Genomic DNA, 13,879 nt, shown 5'->3' on the forward strand with positions numbered 1-13,879 from the left:
CGGAGATGGTGATGCCGGGCGACAACGTATCGATCACGGTGAAGCTGATTGCGCCGATCGCGATGGAAGAAGGCCTGCGCTTTGCGATTCGCGAAGGCGGTCGGACGGTGGGCGCGGGCGTGGTTGCCAAGATCATCGCTTAAGCAGGTTGATGTGCCCCGGGCTGCGCGAGCAGGCCGGGGCAGCTCTTTCGCTCTTTAGGAAATAAAATGGCAAGCCAGAAAATCCGCATTCGTCTCAAAGCGTTCGACTACCGTTTGATCGATCAGTCGGCTCTTGAAATCGTGGATACCGCAAAGCGTACCGGTGCAGTTGTTCGTGGCCCGGTTCCGTTGCCCACGCGCATTGAGCGTTTCAACATCCTGCGCTCGCCGCACGTCAACAAGACGTCGCGTGACCAGTTCGAAATTCGTACCCACGTCCGCCTGATGGACATCATCGATCCGACCGACAAGACTGTCGACGCATTGATGAAGCTTGATCTGCCGGCTGGCGTCGATGTGGAAATCAAGCTTCAGTAGAGATTAGAGCAGTCTTTTTCCGGCGTTTTTTTTGCCGGGCAAGGGTCACCGGAGGTTCCGGTGGCAGTTGAAACGAATCCCGGTCAATCGCAACCGGGATGAGGAGAAAAACATGACTTTAGGCCTTGTGGGTCGCAAGGTCGGCATGACGCGCATTTTCACCGATGACGGACAGACCGTTCCGGTGACAGTGGTCGATGTGTCGAACAATCGCGTCACCCAGATCAAGACAGCAGAAACCGACGGCTACTCGTCGGTGCAGGTCGCTTTCGGCAAGCGTCGCGCTACTCGCGTGAACAAGGCTGCGGCGGGACATTTCGCCAAGGCAGGCGTCGAGGCAGGGCAAGTGTTGCGCGAGTTCCGCGTCGATGCCGCTCAACTCGAACAGTTCAAGGCGGGTGACACCATCAGTCCGGCTTCAGTGTTCGCTGTTGGCCAGAAGGTGGACGTGACGGGTACGACGATTGGCAAGGGTTATGCCGGTGCCATCAAGCGTCACCACTTTTCGTCCAATCGCGCATCGCACGGCAATTCAGTCTCGCACAACTCTGCCGGCTCTATCGGCATGGCGCAAGATCCGGGTCGCGTGTTCCCAGGCAAACGCATGGCTGGCCATCTGGGTGACGTTAAACGCACCCAGCAGGGCCTGGAGGTCGTGCGTATCGACGAAGCCCGTCAGTTGCTGCTCATCAAGGGCGCAGTTCCGGGTTCCAAGGGCGGCGACGTGATCGTCCTGCCCGCGGTCAAGGGCTGAGGAGAGCGCGATGGCTGAATTGAAAGTTTTGAATGATGCAGGTCAGCAGTCGTCGACGGTGCATGCGCCGGATACGCTGTTTGCCCGCGAATACAACGAAGCGCTCGTGCATCAGGTGGTCGTGGCCTATCAGGCCAATGCACGCCAAGGTACGCGCGCCCAAAAAGACCGCACGCTGGTCAAGCACACGACCCGCAAGCCGTGGCGTCAGAAAGGCACCGGTCGGGCTCGCGCCGGTATGTCTTCGAGTCCGCTGTGGCGCGGTGGTGGCCGCATTTTCCCGAATTCGCCCGACGAGAATTTCTCGCAAAAGGTGAATCGCAAGATGTATCGCGCAGGTATCGCGGCGATCCTCTCCCAGTTGGCACGCGAAGATCGCGTAGCCGTGGTCGAGAGCTTCAGCATCGATGCGCCCAAGACCAAGCTGCTCTCGAGCAAGCTCAAGGACATGGGGCTTGATTCGGTTCTGGTGATCACGGACGAGCTGGATGAGAACCTGTTCCTGTCGTCGCGCAACCTGCACAACGTGCTCGTGCTTGAAGCGCATGAGGCAGACCCGGTGTCGCTCATCCGCTTCGGCAAGGTGCTGATCACGCGCAGCGCGATGAGCAAATTCGAGGAGATGTGGGCATGAGCAACTTTTCGCAGGAAAGGCTGATGCAGGTTCTGCTCGCGCCGCAGATTTCCGAGAAGGCAACTTTCATTGCCGACCGTAACAATCAGGTGGTGTTCAAGGTGGCATCCGATGCCACCAAGCCGGAAATCAAGGCGGCCGTTGAACTGCTGTTCAGCAAGGGCGACAACAAGATCGAAGTTTTGTCGGTCCAGGTCCTGAACGTCAAGGGCAAGGTAAAGCGATTCGGTCGCAGTTTCGGCCGTCGCAGTGACTGGAAGAAGGCATTCGTGTGCATCAAGCGCGGCCAGGACATCCAGTTTGCTGAAGGAGGGGCTGTCTGATGGCACTCGTCAAAGTCAAGCCGACGTCGGCCGGTCGCCGTGCCGTCGTCAAGGTCGTCAATTCGAGCCTGTACAAGGGCCGCCCGCTGGATTCGCTGACCGAAAGTCAGAGCAAGACGGCTGGTCGCAACAATCACGGACACATCACGACCCGTCACAAAGGTGGCGGTCATCGTCAGCAGTATCGCGTGATTGACTTCCGTCGCAACAAGGATGGCATTCCGGCCAAGGTCGAACGTATCGAATACGACCCGAACCGCTCTGCGCACATCGCGCTGCTCTGTTATGCCGATGGCGAACGCCGTTACATCATCGCGCCGAAGGGTCTCGTGGTTGGGCAACAGTTGCTCAGCGGCTCCGAGGCGCCGATCAAGTCGGGCAACACGTTGCCATTGCGTAACATCCCGGTTGGCTCCACGGTGCATTGCATCGAGTTGATGCCGGGGAAGGGGGCACAGATCGCACGTGCCGCGGGCACCTCGGTTCAGTTGCTTGCGCGGGAAGGCAGTTATGCCCAGTTGCGCCTGCGCTCCGGCGAAATCCGTCGCGTGCATGTGGAATGCCGCGCAACGGTTGGCGAGGTCGGAAACGAGGAAAACAACCTTCGCAAGCTCGGCAAGGCTGGTGCGACCCGCTGGCGCGGTGTGCGTCCGACGGTACGTGGTACTGCGATGAATCCGATCGACCACCCGCACGGTGGTGGTGAAGGCCGAACCGGCGAAGGCCGTGTGCCGGTCAGTCCGTGGGGGCAGCCGACCAAGGGCTACCGTACCCGCAGCAACAAGCGCACGAGCAACATGATCGTGCAGCGCCGTTACAAGCGATAAGAGGTAGGCAATGGCACGTTCAATCAAGAAGGGCCCGTTCGTCGATGCCCACCTGCTGGCCAAGGTGGATACGGCACGCTCCTCCAACGACAAGCGCCCGATCAAGACTTGGTCGCGTCGTTCGACGGTGTTGCCAGATTTCATCGGCCTGACCATCGCGGTACACAACGGTCGTCAGCACATCCCGGTCTATGTTTCGGAAAACATGGTGGGTCACAAGCTTGGCGAATTCGCGCTGACCCGGACGTTCAAGGGTCACACCGCCGGCAAGAAAGCCAAGAAGTAAGGAGCGATGACTATGGAAACCCGTGCAAATCTTCGCGGAGTGCGCCTGTCGGCGCAAAAAGGTCGGTTGGTTGCCGACCTCGTCCGCGGCAAACCGGTCGGTCAGGCTCTTAATATTCTGGCTTTCAGCCCGAAAAAGGGCGCCAAGATCATCAAGAAGGTCGTCGAGTCTGCAATTGCCAACGCCGAGCATAACGACGGCGCAGACATCGACAGCCTCAAGGTGAAGACCATCTACGTGGAAAAGGGCGCGGTGCTGAAGCGTTTCACCGCTCGTGCAAAGGGTCGCGGCAATCAGATCGTGAAGCAGACCTGCCACGTGTTCGTCACGGTTGGAGACTGAAGGTTATGGGACAGAAGATTCATCCGACCGGCTTCCGTTTGGCGGTCACGCACAACTGGACGTCACGCTGGTTCGCATCGAGCAAGGACTTCAGTCGCATGCTGAACCAGGACCTCGAAGTTCGCGCGTTCCTCAAGAAAAAGCTCGCGCACGCATCGGTGGGCCGCGTGATCATCGAGCGTCCGGCAAAGAACGCCCGCATCACCGTTTTTTCGGCTCGGCCTGGTGTCGTAATCGGAAAGAAGGGTGAAGAGATCGAGCTGATCAAGGCACAACTCGCAAAGATGATGGGTGTGCCGGTACATGTGAACATCGAGGAAATCCGCAAGCCGGAAATCGATGCGCAGCTGATCGCGGACTCAATCGCCCAACAGCTTGAAAAGCGGATCATGTTCCGTCGTGCAATGAAGCGCGCGATGCAGAATGCGATGCGTTTGGGAGCGCAAGGCATCAAGATCATGTCGTCGGGTCGTCTTAACGGCATCGAGATCGCACGCCGCGAGTGGTATCGCGAAGGCCGCGTACCTCTGCACACTCTGCGAGCGGACATTGATTACGGTACGTCCGAAGCGAAGACGACCTACGGTGTCATCGGTATCAAGGTCTGGGTATTCAAGGGTGAGATGCTTGCCCGCGGTGAAGCCCCGGCAGTTGCCGAAGAAAACGACAATGCACGCCGACCGCGTCGCGATGGTCGCCGTCCGGAAGGCGATAACCGCCCGCCGGCGGGCCGCCGCCCGGCCCGCGATGCCAAGCCCGAAGGTGCTGCAGCGCCGGCAGATGCCGACGTGAAGGGCACTTCGAAACGAGTCAGAAAGTCAGGAGCTAATAATGCTGCAGCCGGCGAGAAGGAAGTATCGTAAGGAGCAAAAGGGCCGCAACAAGGGCCTCGCCACCCGCGGCACCAAGGTTTCGTTTGGCGAGTATGGTCTCAAGGCAACTGCGCGTGGCCGCTTGACGGCCCGCCAGATCGAGGCGGCACGTCGCGCGATGACCCGCCATATCAAGCGGGGCGGTCGCATCTGGATCCGGATTTTCCCGGACAAGCCGATCTCGCAGAAGCCTGCCGAGGTTCGCATGGGTAACGGCAAGGGCAACCCGGAGTATTGGGTGGCCGAAATCCAGCCGGGCAAAGTGCTTTACGAGATGGATGGCGTCGACGAAGCACTGGCGCGCGAGGCGTTCCGCCTCGCTGCGGCCAAGCTTCCGCTTGAAACCACCTTTGTCATACGACAACTGGGGTAAGTGATGAAAGCTAAGGATCTGCGGGTCAAAGACACCGCCGAATTGAATACGGAGCTGATCGAGCTTCTGAAGGCGCAGTTTTCCATGCGCATGCAGAAGGCCACCCAGCAGTTGACCAATACCAACCAGCTGAAGAACGTTCGCCGCGATATCGCTCGCGTGCGTACGCTGCTGCAGGAAAAGGCGAACGCGAAATGAGCGAGACCAATCAAAAGGTCAATCGCACGCTGGTCGGGCGTGTGGTCAGTGACAAAATGGACAAGACCGTGACGGTCCTGGTCGAGCGCCGCGTCAAGCATCCGCTCTACGGCAAGGTCATCATGCGTTCGAAGAAGTATCACGCGCATGTTGAAGGCCTCGAGCCGCACGAAGGCGATCTGGTTCAGATCGTCGAGTGTCGTCCGATCAGCCGCACCAAGGCGTGGAAGGTGACGCAGGTTATGGAAGTGGCACGAATCATCTGATTGGGCACGGGAGGGGCTTGCTCGCCTTCTCCCGGCATGCTATTGTTGCGTGCTGTGCTTTAACGAGCCTTGAATCTGTTGGGCTCGTCCTAAACCCTGACGGGTCCAAGACTGACCGCTCTTAGAGCGGGATAAGTTGGAGAAATTAAATGATCCAGATGCAATCCATCCTGAACGTGGCCGACAACACGGGCGCGCGGTCGGTGATGTGTATCAAGGTGCTTGGTGGTTCGAAGCGCCGTTATGCGGGCATCGGCGACGTGATCAAGGTCACGATCAAGGACGCAGCGCCCCGTGGTCGCGTGAAAAAGGGCGAGGTTTACAACGCTGTTGTCGTGCGCACCGCCAAGGGTGTCCGTCGCCCGGACGGTTCGCTTGTCAAGTTCGACAACAATGCTGCTGTGTTGTTGAACAATAAGCTGGAGCCGATCGGCACGCGCATTTTTGGGCCCGTCACGCGTGAGTTGCGTGGCGAGCGGTTCATGAAGATCGTGTCGCTGGCGCCAGAAGTCCTCTGAAGCCCGCGGGAGAATATTGATGGAAAAGATTCGCAAGGGCGACGAAGTTGTTGTGCTGGCCGGCAAGGATCGCGGTCGTCGCGGAACTGTGTTGCGCCGCGTCGATGAGCGTGCGGTGCTGGTCGAAGGCATCAATCGCGTCAAGAAGCATCAGCGTCCGAACCCGATGAAGGGCCAGCAAGGTGGCATCGTCGAGAAGGAAATGCCCATCGACATTTCCAATGTGGCGCTGTTCAACCCGGCCACCAGCAAAGGTGATCGGGTTGGTATCAAAACTCTTGAAGACGGTACGAAAGTGCGCGTCTTCAAGTCGAACGGCGAGTTGGTGAAGGCTTGAAGGCCTCTCCTCCGGCAGTCTGGGATAAGGAATGACGATGGCGCGCTTGCAGCAGTATTACAAAGAAGCCGTGGTGAGCGAGTTGACGACCCGCTTTGGCTACAAGTCGGTGATGGAAGTGCCGCGCATCACCAAGATCACGCTCAATATGGGCGTCGGTGAGGCGATTGGTGACAAGAAGGTGCTTGAGCATGCAGTGGGCGATATGGTGAAGATCGCCGGGCAAAAGCCGGTCATCACCAAGGCCCGCAAGGCGATCGCCGGTTTCAAGATTCGCCAGGGCTACCCGATCGGTTGCATGGTGACGCTGCGCGGTCCGCGCATGTTTGAGTTCCTTGACCGGCTGATAACGGTGGCGATGCCGCGTGTTCGTGACTTCCGTGGTGTGTCCGGCAAGGGTTTTGATGGTCGCGGCAACTACAACGTGGGCGTCAAGGAACAGATAATTTTCCCTGAGATCGAGTACGACAAGATCGACGTGCTCCGTGGGATGAATATCAGCATTACGACCACCGCCAAGACCGACGAAGAAGCCAAGGCTCTTCTCGCCGCATTCAAATTCCCGTTCAAGAATTGAGGTTGCCATGGCCAAGTTGTCATTGATTAACCGCGAGAAAAAGCGTGAAAAGCTGGTAGCCAAGTTTGCCGCAAAGCGCGCTGCACTCGAAGCAACCATTGCCGACATGTCGGCGAGCGATTCGGACCACGCTTCCGCGCGCCTCAAGCTGCAGGCGCTTCCGCGCAATGCGAATCCGACCCGTCTGCGCAACCGTTGCGAACAGACCGGTCGTCCGCGCGGAGTGTTTCGCAAGTTTGGTCTGTGTCGCATGAAGTTGCGTGAAGCGGCCTTCCGGGGTGAAGTGCCCGGGATGGTCAAGGCTAGTTGGTAACAGGGGTACAAGATGAGCATGAGTGATCCGATTGCGGACATGCTGACCCGCATCCGCAATGCACAAATGGCGCAGAAAGGCTCTGTTGTCATGCCTTCCTCGAAGATCAAGGTTGCGATCGCAGGGGTGCTGCAGTCCGAAGGCTACATTGAAGGCTTTTCCGTCCGTGCAAACGGACAGAAGGCTGATCTTGAGTTGGTGCTCAAATATTACTCGGGGCGTCCGGTCATCGAACGCATCGAACGAATTAGCCGCCCGGGTCTTCGCGTCTATCGCGGCTCGGACGATCTCCCGCGTGTCATGAATGGACTCGGTGTCGCCATCGTATCGACGCCGCGCGGTGTCATGACGGATCGCAAGGCACGTGCCGAGAAAGTCGGCGGCGAAGTGCTCTGCATCGTGGCTTGAGGAATCAGACATGTCACGTATAGCTAAAAATCCGGTTGTCGTCCCCAAAGGCGTGACTGTAGCGCTGAGCAATGGCGAGCTTTCGGTCAAGGGGCCGCTAGGGGAGATCAGTCGAGTCATCAATCCGGCTGTCGCGGTTTCAGTTGATGCTTCTGAAGTCCGCTTTGCGCAGATTGAAGGCAAGGAAAACACGAAGGCGTTGTCGGGAACCATGCGCGCACTGGTTGCAAACATGGTCCAGGGCGTGACACAGGGCTTCGAGCGCAAGCTCATGCTGGTCGGTGTCGGCTACAAGGCACAGGCTCAAGGCGACAAACTCAATCTGTCTCTTGGCTTCTCGCATCCTGTTGTGCATGAGATGCCGGCCGGGATCAAGGTAGAGACGCCGGTGCAGACGGAAATACGCATCAAGGGTATCGACAAGCAACTCGTGGGTCAGGTTGCAGCCGAAATCAGGGCTTACCGCCAGCCTGAGCCTTACAAGGGCAAGGGTGTCCGTTATTCGGATGAGGTGGTAGTGATCAAAGAGACGAAGAAGAAGTAGGGGTGACGAACATGGACAAGAATCAATCCCGTTTGCGTCGTTCCCGTCAGACTCGCGCGCGGATAGCGCAACTGAAGGCAGTTCGGCTGTCGGTGCATCGCAGCAACAGTCATATTTACGCCCAGGTCTATTCGGGCTGCGGTACGCGAGTCATTGCAGCGGCATCGACTGTGGAAGTTTCGGTGCGCGGCGAGCTGAGCAATGGCGGGAACGTGCAGGCAGCTACGCTGGTGGGAAAGCTCATCGCCGAGCGCGCACGCGCTCAGGGCGTCGAGCAGGTCGCCTTCGACCGTGGTGGATTCAAGTACCACGGCCGTATCAAGGCGCTCGCTGAGGCGGCCCGCGAAGGCGGTCTCAAGTTCTAACTGTTCAGGCGACTTAAGCGATGGCTAAACCACAACGCAAGCAACACCAGGCCCAGGAAGAACGCGATGATGGCCTGCGTGAAAAAATGGTATCGATCAACCGTGTCACGAAGGTCGTGAAGGGTGGTCGTATTCTCGGTTTTGCCGCTCTGACCGTGGTTGGCGACGGTGACGGCGGCATCGGCATGGGCAAGGGCAAGGCGCGTGAAGTGCCGGTTGCTGTCCAGAAGGCAATGGAAGAGGCGCGTCGCAAGATGTCGCGCGTCAGTCTTCGCAACGGAAGCTTTCACCATCAGATCATCGGGCACCATGGTGCCTCGACCGTGCTGATCCAGCCTGCTGCGCCCGGTACCGGCATCATTGCAGGCGGCCCGATGCGCGCTGTGTTTGAAGTCATGGGCGTCACGGACGTCGTGGCCAAGTCGCTCGGTTCGTCCAATCCTTACAACCTTGTGCGTGCGACGCTGAACGGCCTTTCGCGCATGAGCACTCCGTCCGAAATTGCCGCCAAGCGCGGCAAGACCGTTGCGGAAATTCTCGGCTGAGGTCGCACATGGCTGAAAAAACACTGAAGGTCACGCTCATCAAGAGCCTGATCGGTCGCAAGCAGGATCACCGCGCAACCGTTCGTGGCTTGGGCCTGCGTCGTATCAACCACACCGTCGTCCTTGAAGATACGCCGGCTGTTCGCGGCATGATCAACAAGGTGGTTTACCTGTTGAAGCTCGAGGCGTAAATGGAACTCAACGATATCAAGCCCGCTGAGGGCTCCAAGCATGCCCGTCGCCGTGTCGGTCGCGGCATTGGCAGCGGGTTGGGCAAGACGTGCGGACGTGGTCACAAGGGCCAGAAGTCACGCTCGGGCGGCTGGAAGAGCGTCGGGTTCGAAGGTGGCCAGATGCCGCTGCAGCGCCGCCTCCCGAAACGCGGGTTCAAGTCTTTGACCCGGTCACGTAATGCCGAAGTGAATCTGTCTTCACTGTCACGCTTGCCGGTAGAAGAGATCGATCTGCTCGTGCTCAAGCAATTCAACCTCGTGCCGCGCGATGCGCTGGCGGCGAAGGTTGTGCTGTCCGGTGAGATCACTCGGAAAGTTGCACTGCGTGGAATTGGTGCAACGAAGGGCGCGCGGGCTGCTATCGAAGCGGCCGGCGGCCAGATCGGGGAGTAAGTTTTGGTCACTGCTGCCCAGCAGCCTGGTCGTAGCGCGAAGTTCGGAGATCTTTGGCGCCGTCTGTGGTTTCTCGCAGGCGCGCTGATTGTCTACAGACTGGGTGCACACATTCCCGTTCCAGGGATTGACCCTGCGCGTCTCGCGGAGCTGTTCCAGGGACAGCAGGGCGGCATTCTGGGCGTGTTCAATCTTTTTTCCGGCGGCGCGCTGTCGAGATTTACGATCTTTGCACTGGGGATCATGCCGTACATTTCGGCTTCGATCATCATGCAGCTGCTGACGGTTGCGGTTCCCTCGCTTGAAGCGCTCAAGAAGGAAGGCGAAGCTGGACGCAGAAAGATCACTCAGTACACCCGTTATGGGACGCTGGTGCTCGCGCTGTTTCAAGCAGTAGGAATATCGGTTGCGCTCGAATCTCAACCTGGGTTGGTGCTCGACCCGGGCATGATGTTCAGGTTTGTGACGATCTCGACGCTCGTTACCGGCACAATGTTTCTGATGTGGTTGGGTGAGCAGATTACCGAACGTGGCGTCGGAAACGGCATCTCGATCATCATTTTCGCGGGTATTGCCGCGGGGCTGCCGGGTGCGATCGGCGGTCTGCTTGAATTGGTGAACACCGGCGCGATGCATGAATTGACGGCACTGTTCATCGTGGCGCTCGTCATTGCGGTCACGGCTGTCGTGGTTTTTGTCGAACGTGGTCAGCGAAAGATTCTGGTCAATTACGCGAAGCGCCAGGTGGGCAACAAGGTGTATGGCGGTCAGAGTTCGCACCTGCCGCTGAAGCTCAATATGGCGGGGGTCATCCCTCCGATTTTTGCTTCTTCTATCATTCTGTTTCCTGCAACCCTGGCTGGCTGGTTCGCCACGACGGAAAGTACGCGCTGGCTGAAGGACATCGCGGCAACGTTGTCCCCGGGGCAACCGGTTTATGTCTTGTTGTATGCAGCTGCGATCGTTTTCTTCTGCTTCTTCTACACCGCGCTTGTGTTCAACGCGAAGGAAACTGCGGATAACCTGAAGAAGAGCGGAGCGTTTGTGCCGGGCATTCGGCCGGGCGAACAGACCGCGCGCTATATAGACAAGATACTGACGCGCCTGACGCTGGTGGGCGCCGTCTACATCACGCTGGTTTGTCTGCTGCCGGAGTTTCTGATTCTGAAATGGAATGTTCCGTTCTATTTCGGAGGTACATCGTTGCTGATCATCGTTGTAGTGACGATGGACTTCATGTCCCAGGTTCAGGCCTATGTCATGTCGCATCAGTACGAAAGTTTGTTGAAGAAAGCAAATTTCCGCGGGACTGGATTCCCGACGCGCTAGGTACTTATGTCCAAGGAAGATGTCATTGAAATGCAGGGGGAGGTTGTTGAAACCCTGCCTAATGCGACGTTTCGCGTGAAGCTCGAAAATGGACACGTGGTTCTCGGGCATATTTCCGGAAAGATGAGGATGCATTACATCCGGATTCTTCCCGGAGACAAGGTAACGGTGCAGCTCACGCCTTATGACCTCACAAAAGGTCGCATCGTGTTTCGCGCCAAGTAAGTCGGCGTTTGGTTCAGCTGGAGAGATAGGATGAAAGTCCAAGCTTCTGTAAAGCGCGTTTGCCGCAAGTGCAAGGTGATTCGTCGCCACGGGGTTGTGCGTGTCATTTGCGCGGATCCACGTCACAAGCAGCGTCAAGGTTGACGCTGGCTAGTGGTTTTTGATAAAATTTAAGGTTTCGCTTTTCGGGGTGACTGCATGGCCCGTATTGCCGGCGTAAACATTCCTAACCACCAACATACCGAGATCGCCCTTACAGCGATTTTCGGAGTCGGTCGGTCCCGCTCACAAAAGATCTGTGACGCTGCCGGGGTAACCCGCACTGCCAAGATCAAAGACCTCTCGGAGGCCGAAATGGATCGGCTGCGGGAAGAGGTCGGCAAGTTCACGATTGAAGGTGACTTGCGTCGCGAAGTGACGATGAACATCAAGCGCCTGATGGACCTCGGGTGCTATCGCGGTGTTCGTCATCGTCGCGGCCTGCCGCTTCGTGGTCAGCGTACCCGCACGAATGCACGTACCCGCAAGGGACCGCGCAAGTCGATCTCCGGCGGCAAGAAGTAAGCGCCCGCTAACAGGACACGATCATGGTCAAGAGTGCTGCAAAAGTAAGGAAGAAAGTCAAGAAGAACGTCGCGGAAGGCATCGCGCACATTCACGCTTCTTTCAATAACACGATCATCACGATCACCGACCGCCAGGGTAATGCCCTGTCGTGGGCGACTTCGGGTGGCGCTGGTTTCAAGGGCTCACGCAAGAGCACGCCTTTCGCTGCGCAGGTCGCTGCTGAAGCTGCCGGCAAGGTGGCGGTCGAGTGTGGCGTGAAGAACCTGGAAGTGCGCATCAAGGGCCCTGGTCCCGGCCGGGAGTCGGCTGTGCGTGCGCTCAATGCGCTCGGTATCAAGATTTCGTCGATCACCGATATCACGCCGATCCCGCACAACGGCTGCCGTCCGCCCAAGCGCCGGCGCATCTGAGAGGAAGTAGAGAATGGCTCGTAATCTCGACCCGAAATGTCGTCAGTGCCGTCGTGAAGGCGAAAAGCTCTTCCTGAAGGGCGAAAAGTGCTTCACCGACAAGTGCGCGATTGAACGTCGGTCCTATGCGCCTGGTCAGCATGGACAGAAATCCGGCCAGCGTCTGTCCGGTTTCGGTCAGCAACTGCGCGAAAAGCAAAAGATCCGCCGTATCTACGGTGTTCTTGAGCGCCAGTTCCGTCGCGTGTATGCAGAAGCCGTGCGTCGCAAGGGGCAGACTGGCGAAAACATGCTGCAGCTGTTGGAAAGCCGTCTGGACACCGTCGCTTATCGCATGGGTTTCGGTGCGTCGCGCGCCGAATCGCGTCAGGTGGTCCGTCACAACGGTGTTCTGGTCAACGGCAAGCGCGTGAATATTCCGTCTTACGAAGTGCGTCCTGGCGACGTGGTCGAGCTGACCGAACGTGCCAAGGCCCATCTGCGTTCGAAGGGTGCGCTCGAAGCGCAGGCCTCGCGTGGTTTCCCGGACTGGATCGACGTCGATTCCAAGGCGGCTCGCGGCGTATTCAAAGCTCTGCCGGCCCGCACCGACCTCCCGTCGACGATCAACGAAAGTTTGGTTGTCGAACTGTATTCCCGCTGATCGCGTGTGCGATCAGCTCGCTGACGTCACTGAGGACTGCAGATGCAAAGCAATGCTCTCTTGAAACCGCGCATCATTGACGTACAAAATCTTTCACCGGCTCACGCACGTGTTGTGATGGAGCCGTTCGAGCGCGGATTCGGGCACACGCTGGGCAACGCGCTCCGCCGCATTCTCCTGTCGTCCATGCCCGGCTTCGCGCCGACTGAAGTGCAGATCGAAGGCGTACTGCACGAGTACTCGACGCTCGATGGCGTTCGCGAGGATGTTGTCGACATCCTGTTGAACCTGAAGGGTGTCGTGCTCAAGCTGCACAATCGCTCCGAAGCGTACCTTCGCCTGTCGAAAACGGGTGAGGGTGTCGTGACGGCGGGCGATATCGAAGTTACGCATGACGTCGAGATCGTTAATCCGGAACATGTCATCGCCCACGTTGCACCGGGTGGCAAGCTTGAGCTCCAGTTCAAGATTGAACAGGGCCGGGGCTATGTTCCGGGCACGCTGCGTCAGCACACGTCGGAAAGCAAGGCGATTGGCCACATCCTGCTGGACGCAAGCTTCAGCCCGGTTCGCCGAGTGAGTTATTCGGTTGAATCGGCGCGTGTCGAACAGCGTACGGACCTTGATCGTCTGGTGATGGACGTCGAGACCAACGGTGCGGTGGAGCCTGAAGAAGCGGTTCGTTACGCGGCCCGCGTGCTGGTGGATCAGTTGTCGATCTTTGCCGAGCTTGAAGGTACGGCGCCCGCTGTCGAAGCGCGCCGCCCGGCACAGATCGATCCGATCCTGCTGCGTCCGGTAGATGATCTCGAATTGACGGTTCGCTCTGCCAACTGTCTGAAGGCCGAGAACATCTATTACATCGGCGATTTGATCCAGCGTACCGAGAATGAGTTGCTGAAAACCCCGAACTTGGGCCGCAAGTCGCTCAACGAAATCAAGGAAGTGCTCGCTTCGCGTGGCCTGACGCTGGGCATGAAGCTCGAGAACTGGCCGCCGGCTGGTCTCGATCGGGGTTGAGCCCCAGCCGGGTTCGCCCGGTCACAATATGAACCGGCCACTTGCCTGACCCGCGG

The 13,879-nt window shown here is 58.3% G+C and carries 28 protein-coding genes and 1 pseudogene; all 29 read left to right on the forward strand.

The window, feature by feature from the left end:
• Positions 1-143: pseudogene (locus ACTIFF_RS00005) on the forward strand (elongation factor Tu); the annotation flags it as partial.
• Between the two features lie 66 nt (positions 144-209).
• The gene (gene rpsJ / locus ACTIFF_RS00010; protein WP_069039299.1) at positions 210-521 is read left to right on the forward strand and encodes a 30S ribosomal protein S10; all 312 of its coding nucleotides are present in this window, start codon (positions 210-212) and stop codon (positions 519-521) included.
• A 112-nt stretch (positions 522-633) separates the two neighbouring features.
• Positions 634-1,275 carry a 50S ribosomal protein L3 gene (rplC, locus tag ACTIFF_RS00015; RefSeq protein WP_305614793.1) on the forward strand — a complete coding sequence of 214 codons (642 nt, stop codon included), beginning with the start codon at positions 634-636 and terminating at the stop codon, positions 1,273-1,275.
• A gap of 10 nt (positions 1,276-1,285) precedes the next feature.
• The gene (gene rplD / locus ACTIFF_RS00020) at positions 1,286-1,909 is read left to right on the forward strand and encodes a 50S ribosomal protein L4 (RefSeq protein ID WP_439534987.1); all 624 of its coding nucleotides are present in this window, start codon (positions 1,286-1,288) and stop codon (positions 1,907-1,909) included.
• Positions 1,906-2,232, forward strand: a complete 327-nt coding sequence (gene rplW, locus ACTIFF_RS00025; protein WP_257098473.1) for a 50S ribosomal protein L23 — start codon at positions 1,906-1,908, stop codon at positions 2,230-2,232. Before rplD ends, rplW begins: the two co-directional genes overlap by 4 nt.
• Positions 2,232-3,059: a 50S ribosomal protein L2 gene (gene rplB / locus ACTIFF_RS00030; protein WP_439534988.1), complete on the forward strand. Its 828-nt coding sequence runs from the start codon at positions 2,232-2,234 to the stop codon at positions 3,057-3,059. Before rplW ends, rplB begins: the two co-directional genes overlap by 1 nt.
• Before the next feature lie 10 nt (positions 3,060-3,069).
• Positions 3,070-3,345: a 30S ribosomal protein S19 gene (gene rpsS, locus ACTIFF_RS00035; RefSeq protein ID WP_069039304.1), complete on the forward strand. Its 276-nt coding sequence runs from the start codon at positions 3,070-3,072 to the stop codon at positions 3,343-3,345.
• A 12-nt stretch (positions 3,346-3,357) separates the two neighbouring features.
• The gene (gene rplV / locus ACTIFF_RS00040; protein ID WP_069039305.1) at positions 3,358-3,687 is read left to right on the forward strand and encodes a 50S ribosomal protein L22; all 330 of its coding nucleotides are present in this window, start codon (positions 3,358-3,360) and stop codon (positions 3,685-3,687) included.
• A 5-nt stretch (positions 3,688-3,692) separates the two neighbouring features.
• Positions 3,693-4,550, forward strand: coding sequence for a 30S ribosomal protein S3 (rpsC, locus tag ACTIFF_RS00045; protein WP_305614790.1), 858 nt, complete (start codon positions 3,693-3,695; stop codon positions 4,548-4,550).
• Entirely contained in the window at positions 4,519-4,932 is a 414-nt protein-coding gene (gene rplP / locus ACTIFF_RS00050; RefSeq protein WP_069039307.1) for a 50S ribosomal protein L16, read from the forward strand. Before rpsC ends, rplP begins: the two co-directional genes overlap by 32 nt.
• Positions 4,933-4,935: 3 nt before the next feature.
• The gene (gene rpmC / locus ACTIFF_RS00055) at positions 4,936-5,130 is read left to right on the forward strand and encodes a 50S ribosomal protein L29 (RefSeq protein WP_257082271.1); all 195 of its coding nucleotides are present in this window, start codon (positions 4,936-4,938) and stop codon (positions 5,128-5,130) included.
• Entirely contained in the window at positions 5,127-5,396 is a 270-nt protein-coding gene (rpsQ, locus tag ACTIFF_RS00060) for a 30S ribosomal protein S17 (protein WP_439534989.1), read from the forward strand. The genes rpmC and rpsQ overlap by 4 nt, the downstream gene beginning before the upstream one ends.
• A gap of 149 nt (positions 5,397-5,545) precedes the next feature.
• On the forward strand, positions 5,546-5,914 hold the full coding sequence (gene rplN / locus ACTIFF_RS00065) for a 50S ribosomal protein L14 (RefSeq protein ID WP_069039310.1): 369 nt from the start codon (positions 5,546-5,548) through the stop codon (positions 5,912-5,914).
• Positions 5,915-5,933: 19 nt separating this feature from the next.
• Positions 5,934-6,251: a 50S ribosomal protein L24 gene (rplX, locus tag ACTIFF_RS00070; RefSeq protein WP_439534990.1), complete on the forward strand. Its 318-nt coding sequence runs from the start codon at positions 5,934-5,936 to the stop codon at positions 6,249-6,251.
• 37 nt (positions 6,252-6,288) lie between these two features.
• The gene (gene rplE / locus ACTIFF_RS00075) at positions 6,289-6,828 is read left to right on the forward strand and encodes a 50S ribosomal protein L5 (protein ID WP_257082184.1); all 540 of its coding nucleotides are present in this window, start codon (positions 6,289-6,291) and stop codon (positions 6,826-6,828) included.
• Positions 6,829-6,835: 7 nt separating this feature from the next.
• The gene (gene rpsN, locus ACTIFF_RS00080) at positions 6,836-7,141 is read left to right on the forward strand and encodes a 30S ribosomal protein S14 (RefSeq protein WP_257082185.1); all 306 of its coding nucleotides are present in this window, start codon (positions 6,836-6,838) and stop codon (positions 7,139-7,141) included.
• A 12-nt stretch (positions 7,142-7,153) separates the two neighbouring features.
• Entirely contained in the window at positions 7,154-7,549 is a 396-nt protein-coding gene (rpsH, locus tag ACTIFF_RS00085; RefSeq protein ID WP_069039314.1) for a 30S ribosomal protein S8, read from the forward strand.
• A 10-nt stretch (positions 7,550-7,559) separates the two neighbouring features.
• Positions 7,560-8,093, forward strand: a complete 534-nt coding sequence (gene rplF / locus ACTIFF_RS00090; protein ID WP_439534991.1) for a 50S ribosomal protein L6 — start codon at positions 7,560-7,562, stop codon at positions 8,091-8,093.
• A gap of 11 nt (positions 8,094-8,104) precedes the next feature.
• Positions 8,105-8,458, forward strand: coding sequence for a 50S ribosomal protein L18 (gene rplR, locus ACTIFF_RS00095; RefSeq protein WP_439534992.1), 354 nt, complete (start codon positions 8,105-8,107; stop codon positions 8,456-8,458).
• Between the two features lie 20 nt (positions 8,459-8,478).
• Positions 8,479-9,003, forward strand: coding sequence for a 30S ribosomal protein S5 (gene rpsE, locus ACTIFF_RS00100; RefSeq protein ID WP_257098478.1), 525 nt, complete (start codon positions 8,479-8,481; stop codon positions 9,001-9,003).
• A gap of 8 nt (positions 9,004-9,011) precedes the next feature.
• Positions 9,012-9,194, forward strand: coding sequence for a 50S ribosomal protein L30 (rpmD, locus tag ACTIFF_RS00105; protein WP_069039317.1), 183 nt, complete (start codon positions 9,012-9,014; stop codon positions 9,192-9,194).
• Entirely contained in the window at positions 9,195-9,629 is a 435-nt protein-coding gene (rplO, locus tag ACTIFF_RS00110) for a 50S ribosomal protein L15 (RefSeq protein ID WP_257098479.1), read from the forward strand.
• A gap of 3 nt (positions 9,630-9,632) precedes the next feature.
• A complete protein-coding gene (secY, locus tag ACTIFF_RS00115) occupies positions 9,633-10,958 on the forward strand; it encodes a preprotein translocase subunit SecY (protein WP_306475569.1) in 1,326 nt (441 codons plus the stop codon).
• Positions 10,959-10,964: 6 nt separating this feature from the next.
• Positions 10,965-11,183 carry a translation initiation factor IF-1 gene (gene infA, locus ACTIFF_RS00120; protein ID WP_018413356.1) on the forward strand — a complete coding sequence of 73 codons (219 nt, stop codon included), beginning with the start codon at positions 10,965-10,967 and terminating at the stop codon, positions 11,181-11,183.
• A 30-nt stretch (positions 11,184-11,213) separates the two neighbouring features.
• Entirely contained in the window at positions 11,214-11,327 is a 114-nt protein-coding gene (gene rpmJ, locus ACTIFF_RS00125; RefSeq protein ID WP_083224033.1) for a 50S ribosomal protein L36, read from the forward strand.
• A gap of 54 nt (positions 11,328-11,381) precedes the next feature.
• Positions 11,382-11,747 carry a 30S ribosomal protein S13 gene (gene rpsM / locus ACTIFF_RS00130; protein WP_069039320.1) on the forward strand — a complete coding sequence of 122 codons (366 nt, stop codon included), beginning with the start codon at positions 11,382-11,384 and terminating at the stop codon, positions 11,745-11,747.
• Between the two features lie 23 nt (positions 11,748-11,770).
• On the forward strand, positions 11,771-12,160 hold the full coding sequence (gene rpsK / locus ACTIFF_RS00135) for a 30S ribosomal protein S11 (RefSeq protein ID WP_008061749.1): 390 nt from the start codon (positions 11,771-11,773) through the stop codon (positions 12,158-12,160).
• Positions 12,161-12,173: 13 nt separating this feature from the next.
• Positions 12,174-12,803: a 30S ribosomal protein S4 gene (gene rpsD / locus ACTIFF_RS00140; protein WP_257082194.1), complete on the forward strand. Its 630-nt coding sequence runs from the start codon at positions 12,174-12,176 to the stop codon at positions 12,801-12,803.
• A 42-nt stretch (positions 12,804-12,845) separates the two neighbouring features.
• The gene (locus ACTIFF_RS00145) at positions 12,846-13,823 is read left to right on the forward strand and encodes a DNA-directed RNA polymerase subunit alpha (RefSeq protein ID WP_069039322.1); all 978 of its coding nucleotides are present in this window, start codon (positions 12,846-12,848) and stop codon (positions 13,821-13,823) included.
• Positions 13,824-13,879 lie beyond the last annotated feature (56 nt).

The sequence above is a fragment of the Methyloversatilis sp. genome (genome assembly GCF_051861465.1).
Taxonomy (GTDB): domain Bacteria; phylum Pseudomonadota; class Gammaproteobacteria; order Burkholderiales; family Rhodocyclaceae; genus Methyloversatilis.

Excerpts from the sequence above, each read along its gene's own strand:
- rplO (WP_257098479.1), top strand. The coding sequence starts at position 9,195 with ATGGAACTCAACGATATCAAGCCCGCTGAGGGCTCCAAGCATGCCCGT.
- rpsN (WP_257082185.1), top strand. The coding sequence starts at position 6,836 with ATGGCCAAGTTGTCATTGATTAACCGCGAGAAAAAGCGTGAAAAGCTG.
- rpmJ (WP_083224033.1), top strand. The coding sequence starts at position 11,214 with ATGAAAGTCCAAGCTTCTGTAAAGCGCGTTTGCCGCAAGTGCAAGGTG.
- rpsQ (WP_439534989.1), top strand. The coding sequence starts at position 5,127 with ATGAGCGAGACCAATCAAAAGGTCAATCGCACGCTGGTCGGGCGTGTG.
- rpsS (WP_069039304.1), top strand. The coding sequence starts at position 3,070 with ATGGCACGTTCAATCAAGAAGGGCCCGTTCGTCGATGCCCACCTGCTG.
- rplX (WP_439534990.1), top strand. The coding sequence starts at position 5,934 with ATGGAAAAGATTCGCAAGGGCGACGAAGTTGTTGTGCTGGCCGGCAAG.
- rpsH (WP_069039314.1), top strand. The coding sequence starts at position 7,154 with ATGAGCATGAGTGATCCGATTGCGGACATGCTGACCCGCATCCGCAAT.
- infA (WP_018413356.1), top strand. The coding sequence starts at position 10,965 with ATGTCCAAGGAAGATGTCATTGAAATGCAGGGGGAGGTTGTTGAAACC.
- rpsD (WP_257082194.1), top strand. The coding sequence starts at position 12,174 with ATGGCTCGTAATCTCGACCCGAAATGTCGTCAGTGCCGTCGTGAAGGC.
- rpsK (WP_008061749.1), top strand. The coding sequence starts at position 11,771 with ATGGTCAAGAGTGCTGCAAAAGTAAGGAAGAAAGTCAAGAAGAACGTC.
- rplR (WP_439534992.1), top strand. The coding sequence starts at position 8,105 with ATGGACAAGAATCAATCCCGTTTGCGTCGTTCCCGTCAGACTCGCGCG.
- rplD (WP_439534987.1), top strand. The coding sequence starts at position 1,286 with ATGGCTGAATTGAAAGTTTTGAATGATGCAGGTCAGCAGTCGTCGACG.
- ACTIFF_RS00145 (WP_069039322.1), top strand. The coding sequence starts at position 12,846 with ATGCAAAGCAATGCTCTCTTGAAACCGCGCATCATTGACGTACAAAAT.
- rplB (WP_439534988.1), top strand. The coding sequence starts at position 2,232 with ATGGCACTCGTCAAAGTCAAGCCGACGTCGGCCGGTCGCCGTGCCGTC.
- rplV (WP_069039305.1), top strand. The coding sequence starts at position 3,358 with ATGGAAACCCGTGCAAATCTTCGCGGAGTGCGCCTGTCGGCGCAAAAA.
- rpmC (WP_257082271.1), top strand. The coding sequence starts at position 4,936 with ATGAAAGCTAAGGATCTGCGGGTCAAAGACACCGCCGAATTGAATACG.
- rpsE (WP_257098478.1), top strand. The coding sequence starts at position 8,479 with ATGGCTAAACCACAACGCAAGCAACACCAGGCCCAGGAAGAACGCGAT.
- rplW (WP_257098473.1), top strand. The coding sequence starts at position 1,906 with ATGAGCAACTTTTCGCAGGAAAGGCTGATGCAGGTTCTGCTCGCGCCG.
- rplN (WP_069039310.1), top strand. The coding sequence starts at position 5,546 with ATGATCCAGATGCAATCCATCCTGAACGTGGCCGACAACACGGGCGCG.
- rpsJ (WP_069039299.1), top strand. The coding sequence starts at position 210 with ATGGCAAGCCAGAAAATCCGCATTCGTCTCAAAGCGTTCGACTACCGT.
- rpsM (WP_069039320.1), top strand. The coding sequence starts at position 11,382 with ATGGCCCGTATTGCCGGCGTAAACATTCCTAACCACCAACATACCGAG.
- rpmD (WP_069039317.1), top strand. The coding sequence starts at position 9,012 with ATGGCTGAAAAAACACTGAAGGTCACGCTCATCAAGAGCCTGATCGGT.
- rpsC (WP_305614790.1), top strand. The coding sequence starts at position 3,693 with ATGGGACAGAAGATTCATCCGACCGGCTTCCGTTTGGCGGTCACGCAC.
- rplP (WP_069039307.1), top strand. The coding sequence starts at position 4,519 with ATGCTGCAGCCGGCGAGAAGGAAGTATCGTAAGGAGCAAAAGGGCCGC.
- rplC (WP_305614793.1), top strand. The coding sequence starts at position 634 with ATGACTTTAGGCCTTGTGGGTCGCAAGGTCGGCATGACGCGCATTTTC.
- rplF (WP_439534991.1), top strand. The coding sequence starts at position 7,560 with ATGTCACGTATAGCTAAAAATCCGGTTGTCGTCCCCAAAGGCGTGACT.
- rplE (WP_257082184.1), top strand. The coding sequence starts at position 6,289 with ATGGCGCGCTTGCAGCAGTATTACAAAGAAGCCGTGGTGAGCGAGTTG.